Here is a 15884-nt window from a genome sequence, read left to right as displayed (position 1 = left end):
TGCGTGGATGGCTGATAGATTGAAGATCAGCCATCAAGTTAACAAAAATCACTTTCAGTTACATCCACTTACTCAAGAATTGGTTGAAAGGTTCTTTGTACTGGTCACTCACCGGAATAGAAGTCGAACCGATCTGGATCGTGTTGCGCGTTACAGCACTAATCTTGTCCAGATTTACAATGAACGACCGATGCACGCGCATGAACTTCGATGCCGGCAGCTTTTCTTCCAGTGCTTTCAGGCTGGTAAGCGACAGAATGGGCTTCGGGTCCGATTTGAGATGTACTTTAACATAATCTTTAAGTCCCTCCGTGTACAAAATGTCGTCATAGGCGATCCGCACCAGCTGGTATTCAACTTTCAGGAACAGGTACTCATCTTTGGGATCCGAAGAACCAGCCGATGAGGCCTTGTGAACCAGCTCTACATACGCCTGCGCCTTCGATGCAGCACGGAGGAACTCTTCGTAGTTAAAGGGTTTTAGGAGATAGTCAATGGCATCCACGCGAAAGCCATCTAACGCGTATTGATTAAATGCTGTCGTAAAAATGATCCTCGGTGCCTTATTGCCTGCCTTTTCAAGCACTCGCGCGAGCTCGATGCCCGTCAGATCCGGCATTTGAATATCCAGAAAAATGACGTCTATCGGCTTGATGTTGATCACCTGTAATGCCTCCACGGCGCTGGAGTATCGTCCTGCCATATTCAGAAACGGTGTTTTTTCAATAAATGCGCACACCAATCCGAGCGCAAGCGGCTCGTCGTCCACGGCAATGCATTCCAGGTTTACACTCATGCTGTTTCCAGTTCCAGGTGTACGCCGAACTCCCTGTCTTCCTTGTTCTCTGTCACTTCCAGTTGGTATTTACCTGGATAAAGCAGGTCAAGGCGGCGTTGGGTGTTAGCAAGGCCAATGCCGTTACTCTCATCAAGAACGGCTCTTTTATCGGTAAACAGCGTGTTCTTTACCTCCACAAATATCTTGTGGCCTTCCTGGCGGATCTGAATGTCGATCCGGCTAGGTTGTACGGCGCTCACACCGTGTTTGAATGCATTTTCAATAAAGGGTAGGAATAGCATGGGTGCAATGGAAACATCGTGCAGCGGGTTCGGTGGATCGAGGTGCACGGTTACTTTATCGGTAAGTCGGAGCTGCATGAGCTGGATGTAGTCCTGTGCAAATGCAATCTCCTGGCTGAGCAGCACCGTGCCGTGCTGCGTTTCGTACAGCACGTAGCGCATCATGCGCGACAGTTTATGTAATGCCTCACGCGCGGCTTCCACGTCTATCACAGTGAGTGCATAAATATTATTCAGGGTATTGAAAAAGAAATGCGGGTTGATCTGCGCTTTCAGGAACGACAGCTCAGAGTTAATCTTCTCTTTTTCGAGGTTTTGGCGGTACTGCTTGTCGAGCTGGGCCGTGCGTACCGCGGCAACACTGGTACTAAGCCCGATGATCATCAGGGCGGTCATTAAAGAGAAATAGTCGAGGCGGTCGTGACGTTTCTTGTCACCATTCGTTTCCCGGGCGAGCTTGAATGCACGATCCATTTGTTCGCCGTGGTTCACCGCGACTTTTACCTGCTCGATCACAACGGCCAGCATTACCACCGACACGATATTGAAGAGAATGAACTTCATGTACCGGTTTTTGGCCAGGAACCTAGGGAACCAATAATAGTAATTGAGATAAAATATGGTGACAAGAAGTGTGAACAGAACTGCTTGTTTAATCCAAAAACTAATAGGGAATTCGATCTGCCAGCTAAGGGGCTGCCACATCAGGAAAAGGGCCAGAAAACTCCATCCAAGCAAATGGAGGAATAATGGGGGATATTTCCGGGCGGTAGGCGTATCCATTTAGCAATTAGTTAGTTTCAATGTGATTTGAACGCAACACATCACTGCAATCTTACGCGGAAATTATTAAATCACCTATTTCAATCGATCAAAGTACCCCGAATACCGACGGGCGGCACGTCGCAGTCTATTAATGGATCGGGACGCGGGAGCGGCTTTTGTGATGGTAGAGGTCTTGATACAAACCGGTGCCGATTTCCGAAGCGATCGCTAAATCGTCTGTTGTTTTCAGGGTTGTGTCGTTGGAAACAGGCCTTTGATCGGCACATCCGTCCTATCTATCTATTCCTTTTTTTTCACAGGCATTTAGGTTGTTATTTTGAAATTCGAAAAGTAAATCATTTAAAACCCAAACCATGAAAATTGTTTTACACCTAACATTCCTGGCTGTGTTCTCAGGACTTACATCAGCGGCATTCGCCCAGTTTCCGGGCGGTGGTGGCGGTGGTGGAAGCCGTGGCGGTGGCGGCGGAGATTTCCGTGGAGGAGGCGACAGACAGCGCCAAACGGTCATTCCGGGAACGGCAGAAGACACTCCTAAAGGTAGCGGAAAAATCACGGGTGTGCTCGTGGATTCGACCAGCAAAAAGCCTGTAGAATTTGCAGCATTATCTTTGGTAGATACTAAAACGAACAACCCGATTGACGGTACCACCACCGACGAAAAAGGGGAATTTACGCTCACGAAAGTCGCGGCAGGTAACTTTAAAATCCTGATCTCATTTATAGGATATAAAACAAAAACGATCAACAATGTCAAGATCGACCGTAAGACAGAGCTGAATCTGGGATCTGTTACATTAGTGCCCGATGTGGTCCAGCTCAATGAAGTCGAGGTGGTTGGAATGGCGCAAATGATCGAGGAAAAGGTCGACAGGCTCGTTTATAATGCAGAAAAAGACATTACCAGTAAAGGTGGTGATGCTTCGGATGTGATGAAAAAAGTGCCGATGCTGACAGTCGACCTCGATGGTAACGTGTCACTCCGAGGAAGCTCTAACGTAAGAGTTCTCATCAACAACAAGCCTTCGACAATCATCGCAACCAGCGTGGCCGATGCATTGAAGCAGATTCCTGCGGATATGATCAAGTCGGTAGAGGTGATCACTTCGCCATCGGCGCGTTACGATGCGGAAGGTTCGGCGGGGATCATCAATATTATCACAAAAAAGAGTACGATTCAGGGCGGTACGCTTAACCTTGATACGGGTATCGGTAACCGGGGATCGAACCTGGGGTTGAGGGGTAACTACCGCGTAGGTAAAATGGGTTTCAGCCTCGGGGGGTTTGGTCGTTTCAACTACAATATGCCGGGTAAATCGGAGAACCTTCAAGTCGGTAAACTGAGCCCGTTCTCCGTGCGTCAAACGAGCGATTCCAAGAACAAAATGGCATTCGGTTCCTATAACTTTGGCTGGGACTGGGAGATCGATTCCAAGACTTCCCTATCAGCCGGTGTGCGTTATGGAATGCGTAACAGCAAGGTCGATCAGGAGCTTTATACCTATAATACTTTGAACGATACCACCCGCACCAGCTTCCGTGATGTAAGCAGCAAAGACCTTTCCGGTACTTGGGATGTGAATGTGGATTATATCAAGACATTAGCAAAAGCGGGGCAGGAATTGAGTATTTCAACACAATACAGCCGTAACAACCGGACTAATGACTACGATGCGGATATTTACTCCCTAAACAATACACAACTGAAAGAGCTCCTTGGCACGCAAGGCAACAATAACAGCAGCCACAACCAGGAAAGCACCGTTCAGGTAGATTACCAAACGCCGATTAAAGATAATCAAATGCTGGAAATGGGTGGTAAAGGCATTTTCCGTCAGGTGGTTAGTAATTACGATTATTACTCTTCTCCTGAACTTGGGCAAGCGCAGCCTGCCAGCAACCTGAACTACGATCAGAATGTGGCAGCAGGTTATTTGTCCTACACATTTACTACTAAAAGTAAATTTACCGTAAAGGCTGGTACGCGCTATGAATACACGAGTATCGATGCGCAACAGGGTGAGGCAGGAGACTTGAAATTGCCTGCATATGGCAATCTGGTGCCGAGCATCAACCTTTCGCAGACATTCGGAAAAGGGCAGACCATAAAACTGGCCTACAACCGTCGTTTGCAACGTCCGGGCATTCAGTTCCTGAACCCGAACGTGAATGCTGCCAACCCGCAGAACATCACAGTTGGTAACCCGAACCTGAAACCGGAATTGACGGATCAAGTCGAGTTGGGTACGAGCTTCTTCAAAAACTCGATGTATATCAACGTGTCGACATTTGCCCGGTTCACTAACAGTTCGATTGAAAGTATCCGGACTACCAGCGATGAGGGGGTGATCAAGACGACTTACGGTAACATCGGATCTAAAAAGAACTATGGAGCGAACATCTTCGGAAATGTGACCTTCTTCAAAAGACTGCAAGTGGGCGGTGGCTTCGACTTCTATTATGCCGACCTTTCTAACAACAGTCCTGATCCTGCATTGCAGAACTCCAACAGTGGTTTCGTGTTGAGCGGCCGTTTCCGTACAAGCCTTAACATTAAAAATGGCTGGGGCTTGCAGGCGGGAGGTTTTATGAGAGGCCGAGACGTACAGTTGCAAGGAACACAGGCCGGTTTCCGGATGTATGACTTCGGGATCCGTAAAGATTTCGCCAACAAACGCGGAAGCATCGGTTTCGGAATGGAGAACTTCCTGGCGCCGTCGTTCAAGATGAAAACCAGCCTGGAATCGAATACGTTTACACAAAGCAATACCAACTACCTGTATAATCGCGGTTTCCGGGTGAACTTCTCTTACCGCCTTGGCAAAATGACTTTTGTGGAACAGAAAACCCGCAGAAGAAAATCAGTGAATAACGACGACCAAAAGTCAGACGGTGGTGGTAATATGGACGCCGGCGCCGGCGGTGGTGTACAAGGTGGTGTAACACCGGCAGTAGTACCAGCCGCAGGAGGCCGGGGCAATGGTGCTGCCGGAGCCCCGGGAGCTGGTAGGCCACAAGGTGCACCAGGGCAGGGTGTAACGCCAGCTGCCGATAGTACAGGCCGCCCGGCAAGGCAAGGTAACTTCCAAGGCCGCCCTGGAATGCGTCCGGATTCGACTATGAAACGCGATTCGACATTCAGGCCGGATTCGACGGGGTTAAAACCGGATAGCAGCGCGGTAAGACCAGACAGCACCGCTCGTCCGGCCCTGCCTGCGACGCCGATAAAGCAGGATTCAACCGTATTGCCGGTGAAACCAGTTACCCCGGCAGATTCAACCAAAAAAGAATAATAATATGCTATAAACGATAAAACCCGGATGGCAACCTCCGGGTTTTATCGTTTATATGGGGCATCTCTACAGCGCGTTTTGTTGTTGCCTGATGTTTGCCAAAATACGGTCGGCTCCGGCTTCCAGCAGTTCCTCGGCCAAAGCAGTGCCCAGCTCTTGTGGAAATGCACTGGCACCGCTTTCAGTTTTACGGATCAGCTCCGAACCATCAAGGCTGATGATACCACCTACGATCCGGATTTCTTCATTGTGCAATGTAGCCATTCCAAAAACCGGGATGCTGCAACCGCCTTGCAGGCGTTTCAGGAAAGCTCTTTCAGTCAGAAGGCATGTTTCAGTAGGCTCGTGGTTGAGGAGTTCTCTGAGTTTGCTTTTCTTTTCGGCATCCAGGGAAACGGCGCATTCGATCGCGACGCTGCCCTGGCCTACTGCTGGCGTGAATTCGTCCAGCAGCAAATGCTCTGCGATCTTATCATCATATTCCATGCGGTGTACACCTGCGTAAGCAAGCAGAAGCGCGTCGCATTGGCCTTCTTCGAGCTTGCGTAGACGCGTTTGGAGGTTGCCGCGCATATCAACTGTTTTGATATGCGGATAATAATGTTTCAAAACGGCCACCCGGCGCGTCGAGGAAGTTCCGACCGTGAAGGATTCTCCGTTTTTGAGCGATAGCGTGGTGTTGTGGCTTACGAGCACATCATTAGCATGTTCCCGCTCCGTGAATGCGATGATTTCGAATGCGTCGTCCAGTTGTGATTGCAAATCCTTAGCGCTATGTACGGCAATGTCGATGCCGCCGCTCCGGAGCTGGTCTTCCAGTTCTTCTGTGAAAACGCCCTTGCTTCCGATTTTCGAAAGGGACCGGTCAAGAATCTTGTCCCCTTTGGTTTCGATGATAACGATTTCCGTTTCTATGCCGCCTTGTTGCAAAAGTTCTTCAACATAATACGCCTGCCAAAGCGCCAGCCTGCTTCCGCGGGTTCCTATTTTTATATGCATGATGATATGGTCCTGAACAAATTTTATTTCGGGGGCGAAGTTATGCCATAACCAGGAAACCAGCCAGTGAAATCTTACAGTTCCCGCAATTAGCTGTGCAATACGATTTTAATGGAATGAGTGAAAAAATCCCTGTAAATTCAACCTCTTTCAAAATTAGCATCATGGAAAATAGGGGTTTGATATTTATTCCCGATATAAGCGGTTTTACGCGGTTTATGCATGAAATCGAGATCGAGCACGGCCGGCATATCATTCAGGAGTTGCTGGAAACGCTGGTGAATGCGAATCAGATCGGCCTGGAAATTTCCGAGATCGAGGGTGACGCGATTCTCTTTTTCAAATTTGGGGAGGCGCCGGAGTTGGAAGTATTGTACAAGCAGGTCGAGAGAATGTTTTGTGATTTTCACAAATACATCATTGCCTATGACAACCGCCGTTTTTGCCAGTGCAAGGCATGCATTTCAGCGGTAAATCTTACCTTGAAAGTCGTAGCGCATTACGGTGAGTTTACGACTTATCAGGTCAAAAATTTCAGCAAGCTGATCGGCAAGGACATTATCGTGGCGCACCAGCTCCTGAAAAACGATATCGAACAGCACGAATACTGGCTGGTGACGCAAAACCTGCTGAATGGACAGCAACCAAACGGTTTTACCGATTGGATGACATGGCATTCCGGATCAAAGACGACGGAAAATGAGCAGATCCCATTCGCATACACTCAGATAGGTTTGCTCAAAGACAGCATTCCGCCTTATGAACCTCCGTTGCTGGAGCCGTTGGAAAAGGTTAAAATGACTTCTGTTTCAATGGAATATGATACGGATATTAAAAAGATGTTTTTCACCTCGGGGCACCTCGAGCTGCGCCACCGATGGCAGGACGGCGTGAAATCGATCGAAGAGCTCGATCATTTCCTGCCTGGAATCGGCTCGCGTCACCGTCGTGTAAGCAACGACGGGGAAACGATTCTGTATGCCAGCGGCTTTTCCTACGATCCTGATTCGCGGGTTGTCTTCAGCGAATCGGACGAAAATCGGACCGGCACGCTCTATTTTGTGCTTGAAAAGTTGGGCGACACCCGAACCCGCCTCAGTTTGGAATACTATTTAAAAAAAGACCTGCTGAAACAGCTGACATTCAGATTGTTTAAGAAGGACAAAATGGAAGAAAGCTTCCGGAAATCGCTGGTGAATCTGAAAGCGCTACTGCCGGAAATCGTCGTCCCTGTTGATTTCTGACAGTGATGGTCCGTTATCAGGTCATGAAGTCATTGAGTCGGGAAATCATTTAGTCAACTGATTGGTTTTCAGTGGTCACTGGCCAGCGGCCAGCTTGTCAAACTCCCACCGTATCCCCTTCATCCGTCACGATTTTATCTTCGATATAAGACACGATCAGCGAGGCAACGTCTATGCCGCTTACTTCTTCAATCCCTCTTAGCCCCGGGGAAGAGTTAACTTCCATTACCAGTGGCCCGCGTGAGGATTGCAGCATATCTACGCCGGCGATTTTGACACCTAATGCCTTCGCCGCCGCAATGGCAGTATGCTCTTCCTCAGGCGTCAGTTCGATCATGCGGCCCGAGCCACCGCGATGCAGATTGGAACGGAAATCTCCTTCCGCACCTTGCCGTTTCATAGCTGCAATCACTTTGTTCCCTATTACAAATGCACGAATATCGGCGCCTTTGGACTCGGCAATGTATTCTTGGATCAGGAAGTTGGCTTTAAGTCCGTAAAATGCTTCAATAGTTGATTTGGCGGCTTTAATGGTTTCTGCCAATACTACACCTACGCCCTGTGTGCCTTCAAGCAATTTGATGATTACGGGTGGACCTCCCACCAGGTGAATCAATTCGTTGACCTGCGCAGGATTTTTAGCAAATGCCGTTTTTGGAATATCAATACCCACCTTCGCAAGCACCTGCATACTGCGCAGCTTGTCGCGTGAGCGCAGAATGGCTTGTGATTTAACAGTAGTAAAAATTTTCATGAGCTCGAACTGGCGCACTACGGCACAGCCGAATGCATTTACCGAAGTACCGATCCGTGGAATGGCGGCATCGATGTCAGTTACCGGCTTGCCTTTGTAAATGACCGTCGGCTTGCCGCCTTCGACCATCACAAAGCATTTGACATGATCGATCACAACCGCTTCGTGTCCCTTTTGTTTGATTGCCTCCACCAGGCGCCTGGTCGAATACAGGTCCGGATTGGTGGATAATACGGCGATTTTCATAAAAATGTTTTTAGAAAAATGGAGGTGTTGCCCCGGGCTGTGCGCCCCGGGTTTCGTCTGATGTTATTTTTGGGAACGAGTTGGTGTCAGCGAATGCTTTGCCGCGGACAGGTTTTTCTTCGATACATCGACAATAAACCTGTTTTTGAGCAATTTTCGCCCGAGTAGTATGGGATAACTCATTTTCTGCCGGTTGGCCAGCGAAAATTCGGTATGTATTTTTCTGCCGAAAAGCTTGATTGGTGTCTTGATCACGAACCGTTTTTCTTCTTTTCCAAAGGAATTCCGGATTACGGTTTGTTTGAATTCGGTTATTATAAAGAAATGTTGAGGTGCACCCCGCTTGGCATCGAGGTAAACATGGAGCTCTTTGCTCCCTTCTTTTTCTACCAATTTCACACGAGAACAATGGATGGCAGAAGTCGCCGCACCGGAATCGACCCGGACAGGGACATTGTGCCAGCCTAACTCTGGCAGATCTGCCATGTCTGTTGCGCCGATAATTTCCATAGGACGTTTCATCTGCGCTGAAAAAACTGGGCGACTGTTAATGATAAATCCAGGAAAACCATTTTGGCGCGCACATTCCGCTCGATGTGGTAATAGGCCGTGTTCACTTCCCCGATCATGCTCTCCATGGATTCAAAATTGACGGTTTTTGAAAAATTCTGCACGAAAGTAAGCTCTTCCTGCGGAACGCGCAAAAGTTCGCCCGCACCATGGCTCCACACGAGCATATCCCTGAACAATCGCAATGCATATTCGAGCAGTCCTTTTTGTTTTTCCTTGCTCATCACATCATAGGTCTCTGCCAGTTTTACCAGATGTGCCACATCAAATTTATAGGACGAACGCATCCAGTCGGCAAACCAGGCCGAACGGTCATCCTGCTCTTCCTGAACGAGTTTCAGTGCCTCGGCCAAGTTCCCATCACACAAATAGGCGACCTGATTCGCGACAGTATCGGTTATATCTTGTCGTTTCAGGTACGATTTGATTTCCAAATCGGTGAACGCCGGAATGGTAATGCGCTGCGTCCGGGAAATAATTGTCGTCAGGAGTTTGTCCGACTGATCACTTACCAAAAGGAACAATGTTTTTTCAGGTGGTTCTTCCAGGATCTTCAGAATCGCATTGGATGACGCTGCATTCATAATGTCCGGCTTCCAGATCAGCAGGATCTTGTATTCGCCTTCGTAAGCTTTTACGGACAATTTTCTTAAAATTCCCCGTGCCTCTTCCACGGAAATGTTGCCTTGCTTGTTATCCGCACCGATGTGATCGAGCCAGTCGGGCAGAACGCGATAGGGATTTTCCAGTAAAAACGAACGCCAGAGCGGTAGAAATGCTTCGCTGGTTTTACCGTCGATTTTTTTGGAAGTGGCAATTGGAAATATAAAATGGAAATCAGGATGTACGAGCTTGCTCATTTTCGCGCACGATGCACAGGTGCCGCACGCATCTTCCTCATTTCTGTTTTCACAGTTAATATAGGTAGAGAAAGCCAAAGCCATGGCCAGTCCAGCTCCTCCTGTGGAGTAATCGAATAGCTGCGCGTGGGCCAAATGGCTGTTCCGGACCGAACGCCTCAGCGTCGATTTGATGTTTTCAAGCCCCGGAATATCTCTGAAAAGCACGATTTAAATCAATTAATAGAATGTATGAAAGCCTATTGGCTGCGTTGGGCCTGCGTATTTTTAAAAACTGAACCCATAATGTTTTCTTCGGTCTCTCCGAATATGATGCCGCGGCGGTTCACAGTATCTTTCGCCACTGCCACTGCTTTTTCGAACCGGTACTCACAATATCCCTCAGCTGCCCCGCCCCAGGAGAACGAAGATACATGCTTAGCCTGAAATCCTGCACCAAACACATTCACACTTACGCCAATAACTGTCCCGGTGTTGAACATCGTCGAAATTCCCGCTTTGGAATAATCACCCATCATTAAGCCACAGAAAAGTAAGCCGGTGTCTGCCAATGCATTGCTGGCATAGCTGTGCAGTTTGACGTTCGTATGGTCATTTTTCAAGTTCGAATTATTGGTATTCGCCCCCAGGTTACACCATTCGCCGAGGACCGAATTACCCAGGTAGCCGTCGTGGCCTTTGTTACTATAACCAAAAACTACACAATTGCTCACTTCTCCACCAACTTTCGAGGCCGGCCCCACAGTAGTATTAGGCCGGATCTTCGTTCCTTGCGCTAAAACACTGTTTTCGCCAATTGCAAACGGGCCCTGGATCATCGAGCCTTCCTGAATCAATGCATTCTTCCCGATATAGATAGGCCCATTCTCCGCATTCAATATAGAAGCTTTAATAACCGCGCCTTCTTCCACGAATATATTCTCGGGCTTGTAACAATGTGTGAATGGGTCGCTAACACCTACCGATTTTCGAACAGATACTATGCGTTCATAATCGGTTTTAATTTGCGCCCCATTCTGGCCGAAGATGTCCCAAACATTCCGGATCATCGTAAATGGCTCTTCATAATGTACGACCGTGAGATCATTTGTGCCTTCCGATGCATTCCACGCCGAATGAGTTCTCACTGCGAGCACTTCACTCCGGTTCGAAACCAGCGCGTTTCCATAGGGTAGACCTTTAATGATGCCCGCCAGGTGCTCATCGGGGCACAATGCACCGTTGATAAAAAGGTTGTCGTTGGACGTATGTTGGGGATATTTTGCGGCCAAATAAGCTTCCGTCTGGAAAGATACTGGTGAATGACATCTGTCGGCCCACTTTTCGGCCAGTGTATGAATGCCGCACCGAATGCCGGCGACTGGTCTGGTATATGTAAAAGGTAAAAGTTGTATTCTAAGCGTTGGATCGTCGAACAGAATAATATCGGGCATGTTTTAAAACGTATGTGCCTGCCAAAGTTCGGGCATTTTATTGGTTACGACAAAAAAAGAAGCAGTCTCCTGAGCATATTTGCCGGGGGACTGCCACTGTATTTTTGAATGCCTCTGCTGTGTTCGACCACGCAGAAAAAAGCGAAGCGTTGCTTATTTTCCGTAACGCTTTCTGAATTTGTCAACGCGACCAGCTGTATCAACCAGTACGTTTTTACCTGTGTAGAAAGGGTGTGACTGGGAGGAAACCTCGACTTTGTACACTGGATACGTCTTGCCGTCTTCCATTGTAACGTTTTCAGAAGTCTCTATGGTAGAACGAGTTATGAATTTATAATCGCTTGATAGATCCCAGAAAACTACCTCTCTATAATTGGGATGAATATCTTTTTTCATTGGTATATGGTATTATTTGTTTCTATACGATTTTCAAAAGGATTGCAAAAGTAAAAAATCCTGATTTGTAAATCAAGCGTCGGAAGTGTATCTTTTTTAATATTAATGGAATACGGCGAAAATTAATGCGCTAAACTTCACTGAGTTGTTGTTTGAGCACTTCCACGCCGCGTTTGGCTTCCTTCTCGAAATCGGTGTACACAAAGCATTCGATCGAAAGCCCGCCCTTGTACCCGATTTTTTTCAGTGCGGCCAGGTATGTCCTGAAATCATCGCCAGCTACGCCTGGCGGGGTGCGTTTTGCCTTTTCCGCAATGTGGCAGTGCACAATATGCTTCCCATATTTAATGATTTCGGAAGCAGGCTCGTCCTCTTTTAGCATATGATAGATGTCGCAAAGCAATTTCACCTTCGGGCTTTTCACCGCCTCTATGATTTCAACACCCTCAGCCAGACTGTTGATAAAGTTGGTTTCGCCGCGGTTGAGCGGCTCCACCGCAATAGTGACGCCGTATTTTTCTGCTAGCGGGGCCATTTTTTGAGTCAGTTCAATGTGCTGGGCCTTTGCTTTCGCACGATCGAACCCTTCGGGTATGATTCTTGAAGCACCGCTACCAAATACAACAAACTGGGACCCGCATTCCTTGGCACGTTTCAGAACGGTATCTGTTCTCTGGAGGATTGCTTCATGGTTTGCCTCGGGGCCGAGCGTTTTAAGACTGGCGGGCAGTAGGATCACGTACGATTTGATCGGGAAATGCTCCTGCCGCAACTGTGTCAGATTTTTCTCATAGCCGGTGTCGCCACCCTCCGGGAGTAGGAAGCCGGCTACGGATTCTTCAATATATGCACACCCTGATTTGCGCAGAAAGTCGGCCTTGTCATAGGCTGCATACACGCCTAATGGAATGCTGTAAGCGGCGCTTTGAGTCGCTTCTGCCATGGCGTCGGTAAGTGAGCCGCCAATGGCGAGGCTGGCTACGAGCCCTGACGTTGTTTTGAGGAATGTTCTCCTGTCGGCCTGTTCGATAATTGTGCTCATAACTATATTGTTTTAGCGTCTGTATGTTAAAGTTTTATGTCGAATTCGAAAGTTACTATAATTGTAAAGTTTACAAGTTTAGATTAATTATAAATAATTTATAGTGTATAATTTATTGATTTTCAGTATTAAATATTGAGTTGAGAATATTCGGCTCTGAAAAATTTTAAAAAAAGTTTGCAAATTTTTGAATCTCATGTTGTTGAAATAATTTTCTTAGATTCAATTTTCTGTAAACAACTAGGTATTAGTTTCTTAACAATTTAGTAATTTGGATTATGTCGCTAAACCCGGTTTTTAGGTATAAATACTCGTTGCGTTTGTGATTAATTTGATGTTATTTCAACAGATTTTTAAAGTGCATCTCCGAGTACAATCCCAGCAATATACATCACTAACGTTCTATCTAACACCACATTACTATGTCTATGTATGTCATAAAGCGTGACGGTCGCCGCGAATCCGTGAAATTCGATAAGGTAACTGCCCGCATTGAAAAATTGAGCTATGGCCTGGACGCCACGTATGTTCAGCCCGTAGAAGTAGCCAAAAAGGTTGTTTCCGGTATTTACGACGGCGTAACCACCGCGGAATTGGACAACCTTGCTGCCGAAACCGCAGCCTCTATGACCACCAAGCACCCTGATTATGCAATCCTGGCTGCCCGTGTCGCTATCTCAAATCTCCATAAGAATACATTGAAGTCATTTTCGGCTACAATGAAGCGTCTTTATACATATATAGATTCTAAAACCGGTGAAAATGCATCGCTGATCTCGAAGGAAGTTTATGAAGTGATCCGCCAGAATGCGTCCCTCTTCGACTCTACTATTATATATGACCGCGACTATTCTTATGATTATTTTGGCTATAAAACCCTTGAGAAATCATATTTACTGAAAGTTGAAGGAAAAATTGTGGAGCGGCCGCAGCATATGCTCATGCGTGTAGCCGTCGGTATCCATCAGGATGACGTTCAGTCGGCGATTGAAACCTATCATTTGCTTTCTGAAAAATGGTTTACCCATGCGACGCCTACATTGTTCAATGCAGGTACGCCCAAACCGCAAATGTCGTCTTGCTTCCTGCTTACAATGAAGGAGGACAGTATCAGTGGTATATATGACACCCTTAAAAACTGTGCATTGATCTCGCAGTCGGCCGGTGGTATCGGTTTGAGCATTCATGACGTCCGTGCAACAGGAACTTATATTAAAGGAACCAATGGGCAATCAAACGGTATCGTACCGATGCTCCGGGTGTTCAACGACACGGCCCGTTACGTCGATCAGGGCGGTGGCAAGCGCAAGGGTTCTTTTGCTATATATATAGAACCATGGCATTCGGATATCTTCGATTTCCTTGATCTGAAAAAGAACCATGGAAAAGAAGAACAGCGCGCGCGCGACCTATTCTATGCATTGTGGATTCCGGATTTGTTCATGAAGCGCGTCGAGGCGAACGATACCTGGTCGTTATTCTGCCCGCACGAATGCCCGGGGCTGTCGGATACGCACAGCGAGGAATTCGAGAAGCTGTACGAACAATACGAGCGTGAAGGCAAAGCCCGTAAAACGATTAAGGCGCAAGACCTATGGTTTGCGATCATGGAATCGCAGATCGAGACAGGTACGCCGTATATGTTATACAAGGATCATGCGAACAGCAAATCTAATCAGCAAAACCTGGGCACGATTAAGTCGTCGAACCTTTGTACCGAGATCATCGAATACACGGCGCCTGACGAAGTAGCGGTTTGTAACCTTGCATCTATTGCGTTACCGAAGTTTGTAGAACAGGGCGCAGATGGTTTTCTGCGTTTCGATCACCAGAAATTGTACGAGATCACGAAAGTGGTAACGCGCAACCTGAATAAGATCATCGACCTTAACTTCTATCCGGTTCCCGAAGCCGAGAAGAGTAATAAGCGCCACAGGCCAATTGGTATCGGGGTGCAAGGCCTTGCGGATGCATTCTGTATGATGCGCATGCCATTCGATTCGGAAGAGGCGCGCCAGCTAAACAAGGATATTTTCGAAACGATCTATTTCGGATCGATGGAGGCTTCGATGGAGCTGGCAATGCAGCACGGTCCGTACGAAACTTGGGCAGGCAGTCCGATCTCGCAAGGGGTATTCCAATTTGATATGTGGAATGTAACCCCGGGAAGTAAACGCTGGAACTGGGAGAAGCTTAGAAAAGATGTTGTACAAAACGGTGTGCGCAATTCATTGCTACTCGCACCTATGCCGACGGCATCGACTAGTCAGATCCTCGGCAACAATGAATGCTTCGAGCCGTTTACTTCCAATATATATGTGAGGAGGGTTTTGTCGGGTGAATTCGTGGTTGTAAACAAATATCTGTTGAAAGACCTTGTACGACTTGGTTTGTGGAGTGAGGAGATGAAGAACAACCTCGTTCGTGCCAGCGGGTCGGTGCAGGCCATCCCAAACATCCCGGAAAATATCAAGGAGCTCTATAAAACGGCATGGGAGATCAAGCAGCGCAGCCTGCTCGACATGTCTGCTGACAGAGGTGCATTTATATGCCAGTCGCAATCGCTGAATATCTTTATGGAAGAAGCGAACTTCGGTAAGCTGACGTCCATGCATTTCTATGCGTGGAAAAAGGGCCTAAAAACCGGTATGTATTATCTCCGCACCCGGGCCGCTTCCGATCCGGTGCAGTTTACTGTGAGCAAGCAGGCGGAGCCGCAACTGGAGCCTGCAATGGCTGTAGTGGCCGAGAAGGAGCTTAACTACACACAGTATGCAGAGGAACACGCCAAGCCTGTCGCGTCACGTGATAACCGCTCAGATATGCAATGCTCGCTCGACGATCCTGAGGGATGTGAGGCTTGTGGTTCTTAATTTTGGTTAAAATCGAATATTGAAGAGGTGTCTGATCATGGATCGGGCACCTCTTCTGCTTTACGGTGCCTGGCAATGCGGGTGTTCTTAAAAAATACTTTGTATTAATAAATGGAAAAATTGGACGCCTGAAGAAAGCACACCATTGGGGTAGATATGCTCCGAAAACGGAAGTTAAAATCTTCAAAAAATTTTCGGTGTGTTTCGATTTGTTTATCAAGTGGTTAGAAGGAAAGCTAAAAAAAGTTGATAAAATATTTGTAACTGGTTCTTGGATGTTAAAAATAAAGCCTGCACTTTTGCACTCC

Annotated in this window: 13 protein-coding genes; 4 read left to right on the top strand and 9 right to left on the bottom strand. The window is 47.4% G+C overall.

Annotated features, from left to right (window positions below; all coding sequences use genetic code 11):
* Positions 1–58: 58 nt before the first annotated feature.
* Together LZD49_RS12670 and LZD49_RS12665 are read right to left on the bottom strand one after the other, a co-directional pair.
* Entirely contained in the window at positions 59–796 is a 738-nt protein-coding gene (locus LZD49_RS12670; protein WP_234667789.1) for a LytTR family DNA-binding domain-containing protein, read from the bottom strand.
* Positions 793–1863: a sensor histidine kinase gene (locus tag LZD49_RS12665; protein WP_234667787.1), complete on the bottom strand. Its 1071-nt coding sequence runs from the start codon at positions 1861–1863 to the stop codon at positions 793–795. The genes LZD49_RS12670 and LZD49_RS12665 overlap by 4 nt, the downstream gene beginning before the upstream one ends.
* Positions 1864–2219: 356 nt before the next feature.
* Here LZD49_RS12665 and LZD49_RS12660 point away from each other — a divergent pair, with 356 nt between their 5' ends.
* Entirely contained in the window at positions 2220–5159 is a 2940-nt protein-coding gene (locus LZD49_RS12660) for a TonB-dependent receptor domain-containing protein (RefSeq protein WP_234667785.1), read from the top strand.
* Positions 5160–5225: 66 nt separating this feature from the next.
* Here LZD49_RS12660 and hemC read toward each other — a convergent pair whose 3' ends face one another.
* On the bottom strand, positions 5226–6158 hold the full coding sequence (gene hemC / locus LZD49_RS12655; protein WP_234667783.1) for a hydroxymethylbilane synthase: 933 nt from the start codon (positions 6156–6158) through the stop codon (positions 5226–5228).
* A gap of 164 nt (positions 6159–6322) precedes the next feature.
* Between hemC and LZD49_RS12650 the strand changes: the two genes are divergently transcribed.
* Positions 6323–7402 (top strand): DUF2652 domain-containing protein, encoded by a 1080-nt coding sequence (locus LZD49_RS12650; protein WP_234667781.1) that lies wholly within the window; start codon positions 6323–6325, stop codon positions 7400–7402.
* A 97-nt stretch (positions 7403–7499) separates the two neighbouring features.
* On the opposite strand, the gene rimK is transcribed toward LZD49_RS12650, so the two are convergent.
* The 6 genes from rimK to LZD49_RS12620 form a co-directional block, all read right to left on the bottom strand.
* Entirely contained in the window at positions 7500–8402 is a 903-nt protein-coding gene (gene rimK / locus LZD49_RS12645) for a 30S ribosomal protein S6--L-glutamate ligase (protein ID WP_234667780.1), read from the bottom strand.
* A 63-nt stretch (positions 8403–8465) separates the two neighbouring features.
* The gene (locus LZD49_RS12640; protein ID WP_234667778.1) at positions 8466–8924 is read right to left on the bottom strand and encodes a RimK/LysX family protein; all 459 of its coding nucleotides are present in this window, start codon (positions 8922–8924) and stop codon (positions 8466–8468) included.
* Positions 8921–10039 (bottom strand): DNA polymerase III subunit delta, encoded by a 1119-nt coding sequence (locus LZD49_RS12635; RefSeq protein ID WP_234667776.1) that lies wholly within the window; start codon positions 10037–10039, stop codon positions 8921–8923. Before LZD49_RS12635 ends, LZD49_RS12640 begins: the two co-directional genes overlap by 4 nt.
* A 32-nt stretch (positions 10040–10071) precedes the next feature.
* On the bottom strand, positions 10072–11265 hold the full coding sequence (locus LZD49_RS12630; protein ID WP_234667774.1) for a putative sugar nucleotidyl transferase: 1194 nt from the start codon (positions 11263–11265) through the stop codon (positions 10072–10074).
* 153 nt (positions 11266–11418) lie between these two features.
* Positions 11419–11661, bottom strand: a complete 243-nt coding sequence (locus LZD49_RS12625) for a type B 50S ribosomal protein L31 (RefSeq protein ID WP_234667772.1) — start codon at positions 11659–11661, stop codon at positions 11419–11421.
* 130 nt (positions 11662–11791) lie between these two features.
* Complete coding sequence (locus LZD49_RS12620; RefSeq protein WP_234667769.1) at positions 11792–12703, bottom strand: sugar phosphate isomerase/epimerase; 912 nt, start codon at positions 12701–12703, stop codon at positions 11792–11794.
* Positions 12704–13131: 428 nt separating this feature from the next.
* Between LZD49_RS12620 and LZD49_RS12615 the strand changes: the two genes are divergently transcribed.
* Together LZD49_RS12615 and LZD49_RS12610 are read left to right on the top strand one after the other, a co-directional pair.
* On the top strand, positions 13132–15576 hold the full coding sequence (locus tag LZD49_RS12615) for a ribonucleoside-diphosphate reductase subunit alpha (RefSeq protein WP_234667768.1): 2445 nt from the start codon (positions 13132–13134) through the stop codon (positions 15574–15576).
* A gap of 65 nt (positions 15577–15641) precedes the next feature.
* Positions 15642–15884: hypothetical protein (locus LZD49_RS12610; RefSeq protein ID WP_234667766.1), on the top strand; the 243-nt coding region annotated here is incomplete at its 3' end.

The sequence above is a fragment of the Dyadobacter sp. CY261 genome, assembly GCF_021440085.1.
GTDB lineage: Bacteria > Bacteroidota > Bacteroidia > Cytophagales > Spirosomataceae > Dyadobacter.
This window is presented reverse-complemented; position numbering and strand designations above follow the sequence as displayed.